Origin of the sequence: Solibacillus sp. FSL W8-0372 (assembly GCF_037969735.1) — a bacterium.
Classification (GTDB): Bacteria; Bacillota; Bacilli; order Bacillales_A; family Planococcaceae; genus Solibacillus; species Solibacillus faecavium.
This window is the reverse complement of sequence record NZ_CP150204.1, coordinates 2,381,348-2,396,186: the sequence shown is the minus strand read 5'-3', so window position 1 is coordinate 2,396,186 and position 14,839 is coordinate 2,381,348. Positions and strand designations below refer to the sequence as shown.

The window sequence follows — 14,839 nt, the reverse complement described above, 5'->3', positions numbered from 1 at the left end:
CTAATACTCCGAGTAGAAGTAATTTGTTGATAGCAAAATTTTATTAAAGCAATATTTCCTTAATACTAGTAATATAGCGTTGAGGTGTTTAAATTGAATAAGATTTTAGATTTAATATTAAATATAGTAATTATTTTTCTATATATTTTTATTATTACCATTATTATAGTTGTATTAAGTGGTTCTATTTATTATTTCTATAAAGATAGCGATACCTTGCTAGCTGGAATAATAGCATTTGTTGGTGCCATAATAGGTGGGAGCATTACCTATCTAGGTGTAATTTATACCGTTAATGAAAATAAAAAAGAATCAGACTCCAAACAATTAGTTCAGAAATCATATAATTTAGCATTTTTAGAATATCAACTACAAAAACTATATTTAAATTTTGCTGCATTTCCAATAAGTGACGAAGAAAAAGCGATTAAATTTTTTAAAGAGTTTAGAGAATTAATGGATGACAACATAATAGAAAAAGCAACAATTGTAGATATAAGTTTATCTAAAAGAATTTTAAATATGTTATTTTTATTTAATCATTATGAAGGCCTTCTTACTTATAAAAGAGAAAATTTCATAGAGAGAAATTACACAGAAGAATTATTAGATACCTATGAAAGGTTTAAAAAATTAAGAAAAGAAGTAGTATTAATTCGTGAAAAAATCCAAACTGAAAAATAATATGTTTATTAATTAGACATGGTTGGAGTTGGTGTTGATGAAGCAGACGATAATCAGTATCGATGAAAATTGAAAAAGTCAATTTAAGGACATATGCAGAGCAAAATGAATATGATAATATGTAAGTATCGACAATTTATGAAAACATCGACTCCCCTAGGGTCGATGTTTTTTCTATTTACAGTGAAATATGGCAATGTTAAAATAGGAACTAATGTTCTATTTTGTATTCGTTTGATTCCTTTTACTTATCTGGTATAATTTTGTATAAAATTGTCGAAGATTGCTAGGGGGAAATAATGATGGATTTAAGGGAAATAGAAAATATTCTTGGAGAATATTTCGAACCAGAGGGAAGACTTTCTGTGTTATTTGTTAATAAGAATGGTGTTAATTATAAAGCCTACAATCCAGAAGTTTCCAGTGATGTACAAGAGAAAATCATAAGAATTTTCTATAATACAATTGGAGAATATATAGAGAGTGGGGTGGAGTCAGCGGAATTTAATCCGAGTGGGCAGGAACCAGGCACTTTTTCTGTATGTCTAGAAGAATACGTTGGAAACTTTGATGAAGTGATTAATTTGTTTGAAGCAGATGATCACGAAGAGATAGCTGCAGAAGATATTAGCTTTCTAATTCACAGGTTGCGAATTAATAAGGATGAAGAAGATGTTAAGTATTTATATTTGTTTCGTAGAAATACAAAAATGAAAAAGCTTAGAAGAGGGTTCTGGCTTCGAAAAGTACGTAATGAGTATGATGTATTAGATTCTGAGTTAATCGGTGTCGATAATTATATTGATGCAATTTCATATGAAGGAGAAATTGCTTTTTTTGCCCATATCTCTGCTGAACGAATATTCAATTTGAGAGAAAAATTTGCTGAAAATGCACAATTGGTACTGGAACAACTTAGGGGACTTAATTTCTTTGAAAATTTTGAAGATTTTTTTGAGGATTCTTTAGAGGATGCGAGAGTAACAAGAAGATTAACTAAAATTCATCATAATCCCGATATCCTTCAATTATTCCGACAGAATTACGAAAATGTCCCTGATGTAATCGAAGAGTTTGATCTCAATATCAATTTCGATGGAACCATTAATAGAATTATTTATGAAGATAAAGAACAATTAAGTGATATCACCATGTTGATAAGGGACGCATATTATAAAACAGTTTTAGCAAACCGAAAAGGTGTCGATGACTATAATAACTAGGCCATAGATGGGAAGGGGTGAAATGTAATGTTAACTAACACCTATAAAGGTTTATTGTTCATTTCATCTTTTTTACCTTTGTATATTTTATTGATGGTGCAATTTTCTGATTTTGATAAAAGCATAATGTATAACCTAAACGAACATAAAGTTGCATACAGTGTTTTAATGGGATTAATTGTAGTATCAGTTGCTACTTTTTTATATTTTATATTTTGTAAGATGAACAAAGAGGAAAATTTTGGGAAAGTTGAGAGTGTAAATAATGAAGTTTTAACTTACTTTATTACTTACATTGTTCCGCTAACTACACTTAAAGAAGATGATATTAATTCCATAATAATTAATTTGATTTTATTTTTTGTTATAGGAGTATTTTATATAAGTGAGAATCAATTCTATCTTAATGTTCTATTTAAATTTACAGGTTTTAATGTTTATCAAGATGATAATAAGAAAATTATAATTTCAAAAAAGCCGCTAGTTAAAATTAGCAACAAGTCGCATGTTAAAGTAAAAAAATTGGGCAATAGGATTTTTCTAATAAATAAAAAGTAGTTGCTTTTAAGTCGCGTATTTCTGAGCGTGGCTTTTTGTTATCAAAAATGTATTATGTTATTTTTCTAATTAACTTTATAATAGTAGGGAGGAGGGGATAATAATGAATAACGAAGGAGAGGTAAATTGGATTAACAATTACCATCATTTCGACAGAATCCCATCTGAAGGAGAATATTTGGCAACTGAGGTCGCTGGCGATTGGTATAAAGTTGAATTGGTTGTACATACCCCAATCTCCGAAGAGATGAGCGCAGAAATCTATGCAGTGAAAGTAAATTAAGAAATGAAAATGAAATTAAAAAATTAAATTTAACAATAAACATCCTTCGGGGTGTTCTTTTTATTTTATAAGCAATTAGCATAATGAGGTGATGCCATTGATTGAGAAGAAATTAACATTGAAGCAACAAGCGTTTGCGGATTACTATATTGAATTAGGGAATGCAACAGAAGCTGCAATAAAGGCTGGATATAGTCAAAAGTATGCAGCGCAGAATACAGATAAATTACTAAAAAATACTAATGTTTCTGCTTATATAGAAAATCGTATGAAGGATATCCAGTCTCAACGAATTGCTGATCAAGAAGAAGTAATGGAATTGTTAACTGCTGTTCTGCGTGGTGAGGCTAGGTCAGCGGTTCTGCGTGGTATTGGTGAAGGTGCACAAGTAATTGAAGAGTATATGCCTCCTACGACAGCCGAACGTATTCGTGCAGCCGAATTAATCGGAAAACGATACGCTCTATTTACTGATAAGCAAGAAATTAACGCTACTGTAACGCCAATATTTGTAGATGATATAAGTGGTGATAATAATGGCAGTTAAAAAGTTATCAGAACTCATACCGAAAGCGTTTCATCCATTATGGAATGCAGCACTGACAAAAGATATTCTTCATGTTGTTTGCAAAGGTGGGCGTGGGTCAGGTAAATCATCGGACATCGCACATGTATTTGTGCAGTTATTGATGCGCTATCCAGTAAATGCAGTGGGTATTCGTAAAGTAGACAATACGATTGAAACGTCTATATTCGAGCAGATTAAATGGGCAATCCACGAACAGGGAGTGGCTCACTTGTTCAAAATTAATAAATCACCGATGCGAGTCACCTACATGCCACGTGGCAACTATATGATTTTTAGGGGTGCTCAGGACCCGTCGCGTATTAAATCATTAAAAAGCGCAAATTTCCCTTTTGCTTTTGCTTGGGTAGAGGAAATGGCTGAATTTAAAAGTGAAGATGAAATCACGACCATTACCAACTCGCTATTACGTGGCGAACTGGAGAATGGTCTTTTTTATAAGTTTTTTTATTCATATAATCCACCAAAGCGAAAGCAATCATGGGTGAATAAGAAATATGAAAGCTCATTTCAACCTGAGAACACGTTTGTACACCATTCCAATTACTTGGATAATCCATTTATCTCCAAACAATTTATAGAAGAAGCAGAAGCAGCTAAAAAGCGTAACGAAATGCGCTATCGTTGGGAGTACCTAGGGGAAGCAATCGGATCAGGTGTTGTACCTTTCGATAACTTACAAATTGAAAAAGGCAGCATTACAGACGAAATGGTTGATTCATTCGACAACATTCGAAATGCAGTCGATTTTGGTTATGCTACTGATCCATTAGCATTTGTACGTTGGCACTATGACAAAAAGAAAAATGCTATATATGCCATCGATGAAATATATGGAGTCAAAATTAGCAACCGAAAGCTCGCTCAGCGATTGAAAGATAAAGGCTACCAATCGGACCGTATAGCTGCAGATTCTGCGGAGCCGAAATCTATCGCAGAATTACGTGATGAATTAGGCGTGCCAAGGATATATGGCGTTAAGAAAGGACCAGACAGCGTTGAGTATGGAGAAGAATGGTTGGACGATTTAGATGCAATTTATATTGATCCATTACGTACACCAAATATTGCAAAAGAATTTGAAAATATTGATTATCAAACTGATAAAGACGGCAATCCAATCCCACGTTTAGAGGATAAGGATAATCATACAATTGATGCCACACGTTATGCCTTTGAAGGGGATATGCGCCAGTCTACTTACAGTTTTAATTAGAGAGGTGATGTAAATGACAAACTTATTCCCCTATCAAGGGGCAATTACAGATACGGAAATTTTAAATGAGCGTATCGTTTCAGGAGCAAACAAAATTATCAGCAATATTAAATTGCTAGAAAATGAAATCAATAAATTTAAAGCATCAGAAAAGCGCAAATGGATGTTAACCGGTGAGCTTTATTACGAAGGTGAACAAGATATTTTAAAACGTGAACGTATGGTTATTGGTAAAGGTGGAAGGTTAGAAATCAACAGGAATCTTCCAAACAATAAAATACTCGATAACCAATACGCCAAGCTCGTTGACCAAAAGGTGAACTATCAGCTGGGTAAACCGATTACGCTTGAATCTGAAAACCAACAGTATTTAAAAGCCCTTGAAACCATTTTAAATCGTCGCTTCCATCGGACATTAAAGCAGGTAGGTCAAGATGCATTAAATACAGGTATCGGTTGGCTTTATCCGTATTACGATGAACAAGGGAACTTTTCTATCAAACGTTTCGCACCTCATGAAATCATTCCTTTCTGGAAAGATTCAGACCGTACAGAAGTAGATTTTGCGGTACGTATTTATACAACGATTGCTTATGAGGGCGATAAAGAGGTAGTTGTTGAGAAAGCGGAAGTGTATAGTGCAAACGGTGTTGAATATTACGAATGGTTTAACGGTCAATTGGTGCCAGAAGTAATGAATGAAACTAGAGCTTACATTACCGTTTACGATGGCGAGGAAAAGCTTGATGTGAATTGGCAGCGAGTACCGTTAATTCCTTTTAAGTTTAACAGTAAGGAGATTCCGCTGATTAAGCGTGTTAAATCGTTGCAAGATGGTATTAACACCATGCTTTCAGATTTTGAGAACAATATGCAGGAAGATGCGCGAAACACCATTCTAGTGCTGCATAACTATGACGGACAGGATTTAGGAGAGTTCAGACGTAACCTATCTCAATACGGTGTCGTAAAAGTACGTTCTGCAGATGGATCGAAAGGTGGCGTTGAAACGCTAACAGTTACAGTAAATGCGGATAACTACAAAGCAATCCTAGCACTGTTTAAAAAGGCGCTCATTGAAAATGGCCGTGGCTACGATGCAAAAGACGAGCGCATGAGTAATAATCCAAATCAAATGAATATCCAGTCGATGTACAGTGATATAGAGCTTGATGCTAATGGGATTGAAACCGAGTTTCAGGCATCCTTTGAGCAGTTACTTTGGTTTGTTAATCAACACTTAGCCAATACTGGACAAGGGGACTTCGCGGGAGAAAAATTGGACATTACCTTTAACCGAGACATCTTGATTAATGAAAAAGAAGTAGTTGAAGTATTGGAAAAGTCTACTTATCTATCTGAAGAAACGAAGATAGCGCAACATCCTTATGTAAAAGACGTGCAACTGGAGCTTAAACGCAGAAAGCAAGAACAGCAACAGCAGATGGATCTACTGGATAACTACGAAACTACTTTCCGACAGAAACAAGGTGAGCTAAATGGCGAAGAAACCCCGTAATTATTGGCGAAATCGCTTTGAAGCATTAGAAGATGCTCAACATAATCGCTCCGTCTTTTACTATGCCGACTTAGAAAAATCTTATATCCAAACAATGAACTCGCTTGAAGCCGATATTTTACGTTGGTATGAACGTTTTGCTAAGTCTGAGGGTATTTCATTGGATGAAGCTAAACAACTGCTTAAAACGCAAGAATTGAAGGAATTTAAGTGGTCTGTAGATGATTACATTGAGTACGGTAAAAAGAACGCGATTAATCAGCAATGGATGAAACAACTTGAAAATGCCTCATCTCGTGTTCATATTTCTAGGTTAGAAAGTTTGAAGCTACAATTACAGCATCATGTTGAAAAACTTTATGGTGACCAAATAGAGAGCTTTGAACGTTTGATGAAAGAAGTATATCAAAATCAGTATTATCACACGGCTTATGAAGTGCAGAAAGCTTTCAATGTAGGCTTTGCATTTCAAGCATTGGACGAAACTAAACTTTCAAAAATCATTAGCAAGCCATGGACAGCTGATAATTTGACGTTCAGCGCTAAAATTTGGCGTGATAGAGGTCAGTTGATAGATACACTTCATAAAGAGTTAACGCTCTCTATAGCGAAAGGTGAGAGCCCTCAGCGTTTGATTAGTGTTATCCAAAAGAAAATGAATACTTCTCGTTCAAGTGCAGCCCGTTTGGTATTAACCGAGCAGGCTTTTTTTAGTGCCTCGGCATCAAAAGATGCTTTTGGTGAACTGGATGTAGAGCGTTATGAAATCATTGCGACATTGGATAGTAAAACAAGTGATCTTTGTCAGTCGATGGATGGAAAAGTATTTAAGTTATCGGATTTTGAACCCGGGGTTACTGCCAATCCCTTTCATCCGAGGTGCAGAACCACGACAGCTCCATTTTTCGAGGACGATTATAGCCAGCGGATTGCACGTAAAAAGAATGGCGAAGTGTATTACATTTCTAGCAATATTAAATACCCTGAATGGAAAGAAAGGTTTGTTGCTTAGTTTTTGCCATACAAATGCCTATTAATAAAGGGAAAGGATGATTTCATGAGTCCATTAATATTTTTCTTGTTTGTCGTTACAGTTGCAGCAGTCTGTTATGTATTAGGCCATCAAATTGGCTATCTGAACGGAAAGCGGGAAGTTTCAAATATTGTACGCGGTGAGCCTCCCTAAAGCGACATTTGAAGATGATTTGGGCAGTGAATTGCAACATGTCCTTGAATATGTCGAATCGGGAAAGGTTTAGGTGGTCTGAATCTCGTCTTTTTAACGCTTTATGACGTTAAACTGAAAGTGTTTAAACCTATCGAGTCGTTACTCGTAAAACACGTATTAGGAGGATGAAATGATGAATAAAGAAGATTTAATTGCTATGGGTTTATCTGAAGAACAAGCAGATGCGCTTGTTAGTAAATATGGCAACATGGTTCCACTAGAACGCTTCAATGAAGTTAATGGAGCAAAGAAATCACTTGAAGAACAAGTGAAAACACATGAAACACAACTGAAAGAATTACAGGGCAAAGCAAAAGGTAATGAGGAATTACAAGCAGAAATCACAAAGTTGCAGGAAACACAAAAGCAGGCAAAAGAGCAGTATGAACAGCAACTTCAAGATGAGCGCATGTCTACCGCCTTAAAATTAGCGATTGCCAACAAAGTACATGACGTTGATCTAGTTACGGGATTGGTCGACAAAACCAAAATTGAATTAGACGACAAAGGCAATGTCAAAGCAGGACTTGATGAGCAACTTAAAACGTTGCAGGAATCAAAGTCCTTTTTATTTGTGCCTGAAAAGGAAGAGAAGAAGCCTGAATATAAAGGATGGACTCCTGCTGGTGGTGATACAAGTGCTAACAATGAATTAGATCCTGGTGCGGTATTTGCCAAGCAGTTCAATGAAAGAGGAACAGTCGGCTCGGACGTCCCAAATCCATGGAACAAATAACATAAAAGGAGGGCATACACATGCCATACGTAAGCAATGTAAACAATTATTCTCGTGTTAACTTTTTGAAATCTTCAAAGGTACAAGCCTTTACTACTTTAGTCAGCGATGTTGGTGTATCAGCAAATGCAAAAGGTCAGAAAATTGTTCCTGCCGGTACAATCTATCCAGCTAATGATGCAACAGCAGAAGGAATCATCTACAACGATGTGGACGTTACAAACGGACCGCAACCTGGTTCATTAATTGTTGAAGCATATATTCTGGAAGAACGTTTACCAGTAGCTCCAACAGAAGAAGCAAAAACAGCATTAAAAGAAATTAAATTTTATTAATTGAAGGGTGGAAAAAGAGAATGCCAGATATCTTAGAATTATTTAATCAGAAAACAGTTTTAAATTACTTAAACAAACGCGAATTGCCAAAGTTCGTTGGTGAGGGTCTATTCCCTGAAAATAAGTATGATACGTTAGAATTTGAGTATTTAGTAGGTGCTAGCAATTTACCTGTTGCAGCTAAAATTCATGCTTTTGATACTGAGGCGGAAATCGGGTCTATCGAGGCAGGTAATCAGGCGCTAGAGGCTGCTTACATCAAGAAGAAATATCAAATTAAGGAGAAAGATTTAATTGCGTTGCAGTTCCCACGCACACCACAGGAGCAAGATATGTTAACTGGTCGTGTATTCAATTTAATTGACCGTTCAGTTAATGATGTGCGCGCTGAAAAGGAAATTATGCGTATGCAAGCATTAGCAAACGGTGCATTAGCCCTGCCTATGGAAGGTGGCGGTACATTAACGGTGGATTACAAAGTGCCGAACAATCACAAAGAAGCTTTAGCTGGTGCTGCTACATGGGATTCCCCAGATGCAGATATTATCGGGGATATTACTCGTGCTGCTGATGCACTTGATGAACGTCCTACGCGCGCTTTAACATCTACTACTATTCTTAGCCATATCTTACGTAACGCTTCTGTTATCGCTGCATTATTCGGAAAAGATAGCGGTCGTTTGGCAACACTAGCAGATTTAAATGGCTTCATGCAGTCTCATGGCCTGCCAACAATCGCAACATACGATGCTAAATATCGTGTGCAGAACGCAAACGGAACTTATACAACGCAGCGTTACTTCCCAGAAAACAAATTCGTCATGTTTGGTGATGCTGAATTAGGTGAAACGTTGCTAGGCCCAACGCCGGAAGAAAGCCGTTTATTACGTCAGGGTAATGAAGATGTCCGCAACGTTGGTAATGTTATTGCAATGGTTTATGAAGAAGGGCTAGACCCAGTAACAACATGGGTGAAAGCTGCAGCTACTGCAATTCCTTCATTCCCTGAAGCTAATAACGTATTCCAACTACAACCGATTGCATAGGAGGGCTAATAGATGAAATTAGTTGAAGTAATTAAAGTACCGGTACGCTATGAGGGTAAAACCTACCCTCGTGGTGAGCAGTTTGAAATGGAAGAAGATCATGTAAATGAAAGTCTCGTCAAAGTGCTGGGGGATGTTGCTCAAAAGCAGTCAGAAACACCAGATAATCCCTATGAAGGTATGACGTTAGAAGAACTGAAAGCACATGCTGAACAAAAGGGAATCGACATTGGCAAAGCCACAACGGAAGAAGGCATTATCAAGAAAATTGAAGAAGCCGAAAAAACTAAATAGGGTGTGAGTTTATGCTCGCTACAGTATTGTTACGTTTAGGGGCCTTGGGTGTCCCTGTTTCAAACGATCCAACCAGTACCGATATGTATTTGTTAAATTTCGCAGTCAATAAAACCATTGATCATATTAAAAATCAAACGAATTTAAGTGCTGTACCCGAAGGACTCACTCACATTGCTATTGATATGGCAGTGGGTGAGTTTTTGTATGCGAAAAAGTCTATGGGTTTACTTGATGTGAGCTCACTGGACTTTTCGACAGCTACTAAACGTGTCAAAGACGGTGACACAGATGTTGAATTTCTTGTAGATGCCAAATCCACGCCAGAAGCTAATTTTTACGCCTTTTTAAATTACCTGCAGCACAATGATACTGATTTTGTTAAATATCGGGTGCTCTCATGGTAAGCACTCGTAGAAAGGCGCTTGAAACATTATGGCATGGTACATGTGATGTTATCGGTTGGGGCGAGGTAACAGATCCGCTAACTCATATTACAAAGCCCGGGGAATTTATTTTGCATCAGAGTTTAAAATGCAAGCTCTCTCATAAAAATATTAGCGCTACATCTCAAACAGGTGCTGGTGCTATTATCGTGCAACAAATTAAGTTGTCGCTCGGCAATGAGCATGATATCCCTGCAGGTTGCAAAATCATCGTTTCACAAAACGGTAAGACTGCTGAATATGCGCGTAGCGGTGAACCTGCTGTCTTCATTGACCACCAAGAAATTGTATTAGACGTTTTCAAGGGGTGGACTTAATGGCTAGATGGGGCAAAGTAGATTTTCGTCAGTTGAAGCGTATGCAGAAGAAGATGGAGCAACTAGAAAAAGCAAGCTTTGAAAAGTTTTGTGAAGATGCAGCAAAGGAATTAGCAGCTCGTTTATTAGCGAAGGTTATCAAACGTACCCCTGTTGGTGTATATGAAGATGGCACAACAGGCGGTACTTTACGTCGTGGTTGGACTGCTAATAGTAATCGTGAAGCTGAATTATCAGCTACATTTGGCGGTGGCGGTGGAGCAAAGAAATTTGCCGATTCCATGACAGTTAAAAAGTATGGACCTTATTACGAAGTAGAGGTAATCAATCCTGTTGAATATGCATCTTACGTTGAATATGGCCACAGAACACGTAATCATCAAGGGTGGGTAAACGGTCGCTTTATGATGACCATTTCAGCAGATGAAGTAGAACGTGCAGCACCTGCTATTTTAGAAGGGAAGTTAACGCGATTACTAAAGGAGGCTTTCGATGGAAATTGATGATATTGTTGTTGCTATTTCACGGAAGCTCCAGGAAGCTTTCGGTAGTAACTATAGAAAATATATTGATGAAGTGCCACAGGGGTTTGTGACTCCTGCTTTTTTTATTCAGTTTTTGAACTTTGAGCACATTATGCAAATCGGAAATCGGTGGAAAGTAACGCCGTTATTTAACGTTCAGTATTTCCCGAGCAATGGCGCATCAGAAAGCGCGAATATGTGCTTGAAAGTTCAGCAAGCATTAAAGGATGTCACGCTCTTAAATGGCGCTGTGATGCTTGCAAGAGGGAAAAATAGCGAGGTTGTTGACGGTATTGGTCATAACTTTATACGCTTTGATTTCTTTCTTCAAGAAGTCGAGATGAAAGTGCTAATGGGCTCGTTGGAACAATTTACAAATGGAGAAAGGGTGGTATCAGTTGGCGAGAACGATTAAAGCAAAAGTAGAACCTGTTACTGCTGAATCAGTCGGTGAAACGATTCAATCAGTGGTACCAACGTTTACAAAAGCACAGCTTGTTACAAGTCGTAAATATATTCATCGTCGGGATGCACTGAACGCATTGTTAAAAGGTGATGAACATTACTCATTTGCTCAGGTAGATGAGGTATTAAAACAGTTTGACAAAGGAGTGAAGAAGTAATGGCATTAGGTGGAGGCTTTTGGTTAACGCAGAATAAAGTGTTACCAGGTACGTATCATAATTTCATTTCCAAACAACGAGCATTCGTAAATTTATCTGATCGTGGATATGCAGCATTACCTATTGTTCTTGATTGGGGCGTAGATGATGCAGTAATGACAGTTACAAAAGAGGATTTCCAAAAGGACTCTCTTAAATTATTTGGCTACGATTACACACATGAGAAATTAAAGGGCATCCGTGATTTATTCAAGGGTGCTCTTACTGTTTTCTTCCATAAGCTAAGCCTTGGAGGCTCTTTTGCTGAAAATGATTATGCTAAAGCAAAATACAAAGGCGAGAGAGGTAATGCGATTCGTAATGTAATTCGAGCAAATGTCGATGAGCCTTCTAAATTCGATGTGTATACGTATTTAGATAATACCTTAGTTGATGAACAAGTTTCAGTTGCAGATGCAACAATGTTAAAAGATAACGATTATGTTGATTTTAAGAAAAATGCAACATTAGCTGTTACAGCTGGTGCACCTTTAACAGGCGGTGCAAACGGGGCTACTGCATTAACCGCAGGTACACCACATCAAATGGCATTAGATGAACTTGAAGGTTACGGCTTTAATACAATCGGCTGTTTATCGAATGATCCACTTATTAAATCACTTTACGTAGAGTACACAAAGCGTATACGTGATGAGGTTGGAGCTAAGTTTCAGTTAGTAGGTCATAAGCTTGGAGCTGTAGATCATGAGGGTGTTATCGATATTCAAAATGATGCTATCGGTGAAAGTGAAGAAGTATTTGGTGCCACTTATTGGGTTACAGGTGTGCAGGCTGGTGTTGCTGTAAATCAATCAAATACAAACCGTACTTATGACGGTGAACATACACTTGATATGTCAGAGACAAAGACACAACCTCAATTAACATTGCTATTAAACAATGGTAAGTATGTTTTCCACCGTGTTGGAGGGAATTTTAATGTTTTAGAAGATGTAAATACATTTACTTCATTTAGACCAGATAAGAATGAAGATTTCTCTTTTAATCAAACGATACGTGTATTAGATCAACTAGCCATTGATACAGCTCACTTATTCAATACTCGTTACCTTGGAAAAGTACCAAATGATAATGATGGTCGAATTTCGCTGTGGAAAGATATTGGTGCACATCGAATGGAAATGCAACGGATACGAGCGATTCAAAACTATGACAAAGAAAAATTACTTGTAGGACAAGGACAATCGAAACGTGCCGTTGTTATACAAGAAGAAGTAATTAATACTTTAACCATGTCACAACTTTACATTAGCACAGAGGTTGCTTAAGGAGGGAATACTAGATGAATAAACTGATTAAACGTATCGTGGCAGCAACTATGTTGTCACGTTTTTTAAAACAAAAGAAAGCACTTCAATTACCATTGAAGTTGGATCTACAGTTCTTTGCAGAGACAACAATGCATGCGCGCGACGCTGTTCACGGTGCCCAAGGGCGAGCTTTCGTTACAATCGAAGGCAATCGATATTTGTTCGCCAATCTAATTAATTTAGAGGCACGTATGGACAAAACGAAAACACAAGTGCCGATTATGGGTCGAACAGGTAAAGGTAACAAATCTACTGGGTGGGAAGGTACTGGATCTGCTACATTCCACTTCAATACATCGATTTTCCGGAAGCTATTAAAACGCTACAAAGATACGGGGGAAGATATTTATTTTGATATCCAAGTGACAAATGAAGATAGCTCTTCCTCCATTGGTCGTCAAACAACAATTTTAATCGATTGTAATATGGATGGTGGTATTATTGCAGCACTAGATGCAGATGCGGAATACCTTGAAGATTCAGTTGACTTCACTTTCGAGGATTGGGATATGCCGGAAGAGTTTTCTATTTTAGCAGAAATGCAATAACGAGCTTGCCGTTCATCGGCAGGCTTTTCTTATACTTAAAAATAACAAAGGAATGGTGAATATAAATGAGTAATTTAACAGCTTTCTTAGCACAAAATGCAATTAATCCAGAGGCAGAGGAACATGTAGTTTCTAAACGTTTCATAGATCCTGAATCAAAGCAACCAATGAAATGGCAAGTAGCTTCGGTGGATTCAGATCGTGATGAAGCATTACGTAAACAACATACTAAACGATTACCGGTACCAGGAAAGAAAAATGTATTTCAACCAACAACAGATTATGATGCATATTTAACTTCATTAGCGGTAGAATGTACTAAATTCCCGAATTTGCATGATAAAGAGCTTCAAAATTCTTACAAAGTGATGGGGGCAGAGGCTTTACTTAAAAAGATGCTTTTACCAGGTGAATATGCTGAATATCTAAAAATTGTACAAAATGCAAACGGCTTTGATGTCGGCATGGAAGAGGCAGTAGAAGAAGCAAAAAACTAATCGAGGACGGCGACTATGATGCAAATATTGCTTATTATTGTTTGCATAAATTACATAAGTGGCCGTCTGAATATGATTCTTTGCCGAAGTGGGAAAAAGCTTTTGTAATTGCTGCTGTACAGATAAAAATGGCAGCTGATGAAAAAGCTCAAAAAGAAGCTGAAAGAAAGAATAAAAAAGGCAAGCGAAAAAGGTAAACTAGAAAACCCATTCCTAATTATGTATATTTATGTATGAAGGAGGGTGTTTGATGAAAAAAATCTTATTAATTGTGTTAACGTTATTAGCATTATACGGATGCTCGGATTCTACACAAGGAGATGATGTAGAAATGATCATTGATGCAACTCAATTTAGTAACTTAACATCAGATGAACTTGTGAATATTATGGGTGAGCCGGAATCAATCGAAGATTATGAATGGTCTATTCCTAAGACAAATAAAAGTATCGTAGGAAAACTTTATATTTATGAAAACAATAAATTTGAATTTATTCTGTTTGAAGATACTGTTACACGATTAAACGCATATTCCGGTGTTTATTGGGGCTATGATGATTCAACTTTTGTTTTCAGTTCTGGCAAAGATGCGATGAAAACTTTTGGCATTACTGATACTTATAAAAACATGGCGAGAACCGTGAATACAGAGGTGGTAGAAAAATATGAGCCTGTAACAGAAGGAATTCAAAAAGTAGAAATCCATGACATTAAAGAAAATACATTCGGCTTAATACGTTTCACGTACGATAGCAATTTTTACGAATAAGCGCTCATTAATTTGAGTGCTTTTTCTTTTGGAGAAA

General features: G+C 36.9%; 23 protein-coding genes. All 23 read left to right on the top strand.

Annotated elements, in window-relative coordinates; translation table 11 throughout:
* The first annotated feature begins 93 nt into the window (after window positions 1–93).
* Window positions 94–684 (top strand): hypothetical protein, encoded by a 591-nt coding sequence (locus tag MKY13_RS12105; protein ID WP_339212953.1) that lies wholly within the window; start codon window positions 94–96, stop codon window positions 682–684.
* 299 nt (window positions 685–983) lie between these two features.
* Window positions 984–1,907, top strand: a complete 924-nt coding sequence (locus tag MKY13_RS12100; protein ID WP_339212951.1) for a Kiwa anti-phage protein KwaB-like domain-containing protein — start codon at window positions 984–986, stop codon at window positions 1,905–1,907.
* 27 nt (window positions 1,908–1,934) lie between these two features.
* A complete protein-coding gene (locus MKY13_RS12095) occupies window positions 1,935–2,465 on the top strand; it encodes a hypothetical protein (protein WP_339212949.1) in 531 nt (176 codons plus the stop codon).
* 103 nt (window positions 2,466–2,568) lie between these two features.
* Window positions 2,569–2,748: a hypothetical protein gene (locus MKY13_RS12090; protein ID WP_339212947.1), complete on the top strand. Its 180-nt coding sequence runs from the start codon at window positions 2,569–2,571 to the stop codon at window positions 2,746–2,748.
* Between the two features lie 97 nt (window positions 2,749–2,845).
* Window positions 2,846–3,295 (top strand): terminase small subunit, encoded by a 450-nt coding sequence (locus tag MKY13_RS12085; RefSeq protein ID WP_339212945.1) that lies wholly within the window; start codon window positions 2,846–2,848, stop codon window positions 3,293–3,295.
* The gene (locus tag MKY13_RS12080) at window positions 3,285–4,550 is read left to right on the top strand and encodes a PBSX family phage terminase large subunit (protein ID WP_339212943.1); all 1,266 of its coding nucleotides are present in this window, start codon (window positions 3,285–3,287) and stop codon (window positions 4,548–4,550) included. The genes MKY13_RS12085 and MKY13_RS12080 overlap by 11 nt, the downstream gene beginning before the upstream one ends.
* Before the next feature lie 13 nt (window positions 4,551–4,563).
* Complete coding sequence (locus tag MKY13_RS12075; RefSeq protein ID WP_339212941.1) at window positions 4,564–6,069, top strand: phage portal protein; 1,506 nt, start codon at window positions 4,564–4,566, stop codon at window positions 6,067–6,069.
* Window positions 6,050–7,081 carry a minor capsid protein gene (locus tag MKY13_RS12070; RefSeq protein WP_339212939.1) on the top strand — a complete coding sequence of 344 codons (1,032 nt, stop codon included), beginning with the start codon at window positions 6,050–6,052 and terminating at the stop codon, window positions 7,079–7,081. Before MKY13_RS12075 ends, MKY13_RS12070 begins: the two co-directional genes overlap by 20 nt.
* Window positions 7,082–7,126: 45 nt before the next feature.
* On the top strand, window positions 7,127–7,255 hold the full coding sequence (locus tag MKY13_RS12065) for a hypothetical protein (protein WP_263617046.1): 129 nt from the start codon (window positions 7,127–7,129) through the stop codon (window positions 7,253–7,255).
* Window positions 7,256–7,427: 172 nt separating this feature from the next.
* Complete coding sequence (locus MKY13_RS12060; protein ID WP_339212937.1) at window positions 7,428–8,033, top strand: phage scaffolding protein; 606 nt, start codon at window positions 7,428–7,430, stop codon at window positions 8,031–8,033.
* A gap of 20 nt (window positions 8,034–8,053) precedes the next feature.
* Complete coding sequence (locus tag MKY13_RS12055) at window positions 8,054–8,368, top strand: hypothetical protein (protein WP_339212935.1); 315 nt, start codon at window positions 8,054–8,056, stop codon at window positions 8,366–8,368.
* A 20-nt stretch (window positions 8,369–8,388) separates the two neighbouring features.
* Window positions 8,389–9,414 carry a major capsid protein gene (locus MKY13_RS12050; RefSeq protein ID WP_339212933.1) on the top strand — a complete coding sequence of 342 codons (1,026 nt, stop codon included), beginning with the start codon at window positions 8,389–8,391 and terminating at the stop codon, window positions 9,412–9,414.
* Between the two features lie 12 nt (window positions 9,415–9,426).
* On the top strand, window positions 9,427–9,708 hold the full coding sequence (locus tag MKY13_RS12045; RefSeq protein WP_339212931.1) for a hypothetical protein: 282 nt from the start codon (window positions 9,427–9,429) through the stop codon (window positions 9,706–9,708).
* A gap of 11 nt (window positions 9,709–9,719) precedes the next feature.
* Window positions 9,720–10,115: a hypothetical protein gene (locus MKY13_RS12040; protein WP_191700165.1), complete on the top strand. Its 396-nt coding sequence runs from the start codon at window positions 9,720–9,722 to the stop codon at window positions 10,113–10,115.
* Window positions 10,109–10,471: a hypothetical protein gene (locus MKY13_RS12035; protein WP_191700163.1), complete on the top strand. Its 363-nt coding sequence runs from the start codon at window positions 10,109–10,111 to the stop codon at window positions 10,469–10,471. The genes MKY13_RS12040 and MKY13_RS12035 overlap by 7 nt, the downstream gene beginning before the upstream one ends.
* The gene (locus tag MKY13_RS12030; RefSeq protein WP_339212928.1) at window positions 10,471–10,974 is read left to right on the top strand and encodes an HK97 gp10 family phage protein; all 504 of its coding nucleotides are present in this window, start codon (window positions 10,471–10,473) and stop codon (window positions 10,972–10,974) included. The genes MKY13_RS12035 and MKY13_RS12030 overlap by 1 nt, the downstream gene beginning before the upstream one ends.
* On the top strand, window positions 10,964–11,410 hold the full coding sequence (locus MKY13_RS12025) for a DUF6838 family protein (protein ID WP_191700159.1): 447 nt from the start codon (window positions 10,964–10,966) through the stop codon (window positions 11,408–11,410). Before MKY13_RS12030 ends, MKY13_RS12025 begins: the two co-directional genes overlap by 11 nt.
* Window positions 11,394–11,618 carry a hypothetical protein gene (locus MKY13_RS12020; RefSeq protein WP_191700471.1) on the top strand — a complete coding sequence of 75 codons (225 nt, stop codon included), beginning with the start codon at window positions 11,394–11,396 and terminating at the stop codon, window positions 11,616–11,618. Before MKY13_RS12025 ends, MKY13_RS12020 begins: the two co-directional genes overlap by 17 nt.
* Window positions 11,618–12,946 (top strand): phage tail sheath subtilisin-like domain-containing protein, encoded by a 1,329-nt coding sequence (locus tag MKY13_RS12015; protein ID WP_339212925.1) that lies wholly within the window; start codon window positions 11,618–11,620, stop codon window positions 12,944–12,946. The genes MKY13_RS12020 and MKY13_RS12015 overlap by 1 nt, the downstream gene beginning before the upstream one ends.
* Window positions 12,947–12,960: 14 nt before the next feature.
* Window positions 12,961–13,536 (top strand): phage tail tube protein, encoded by a 576-nt coding sequence (locus MKY13_RS12010; protein WP_339212923.1) that lies wholly within the window; start codon window positions 12,961–12,963, stop codon window positions 13,534–13,536.
* A 65-nt stretch (window positions 13,537–13,601) separates the two neighbouring features.
* Entirely contained in the window at window positions 13,602–14,033 is a 432-nt protein-coding gene (locus MKY13_RS12005; protein ID WP_339212921.1) for a phage portal protein, read from the top strand.
* Window positions 14,034–14,074: 41 nt separating this feature from the next.
* Window positions 14,075–14,230 carry a hypothetical protein gene (locus MKY13_RS12000; protein ID WP_339212919.1) on the top strand — a complete coding sequence of 52 codons (156 nt, stop codon included), beginning with the start codon at window positions 14,075–14,077 and terminating at the stop codon, window positions 14,228–14,230.
* 53 nt (window positions 14,231–14,283) lie between these two features.
* A complete protein-coding gene (locus tag MKY13_RS11995; protein ID WP_339212917.1) occupies window positions 14,284–14,802 on the top strand; it encodes a hypothetical protein in 519 nt (172 codons plus the stop codon).
* Window positions 14,803–14,839 lie beyond the last annotated feature (37 nt).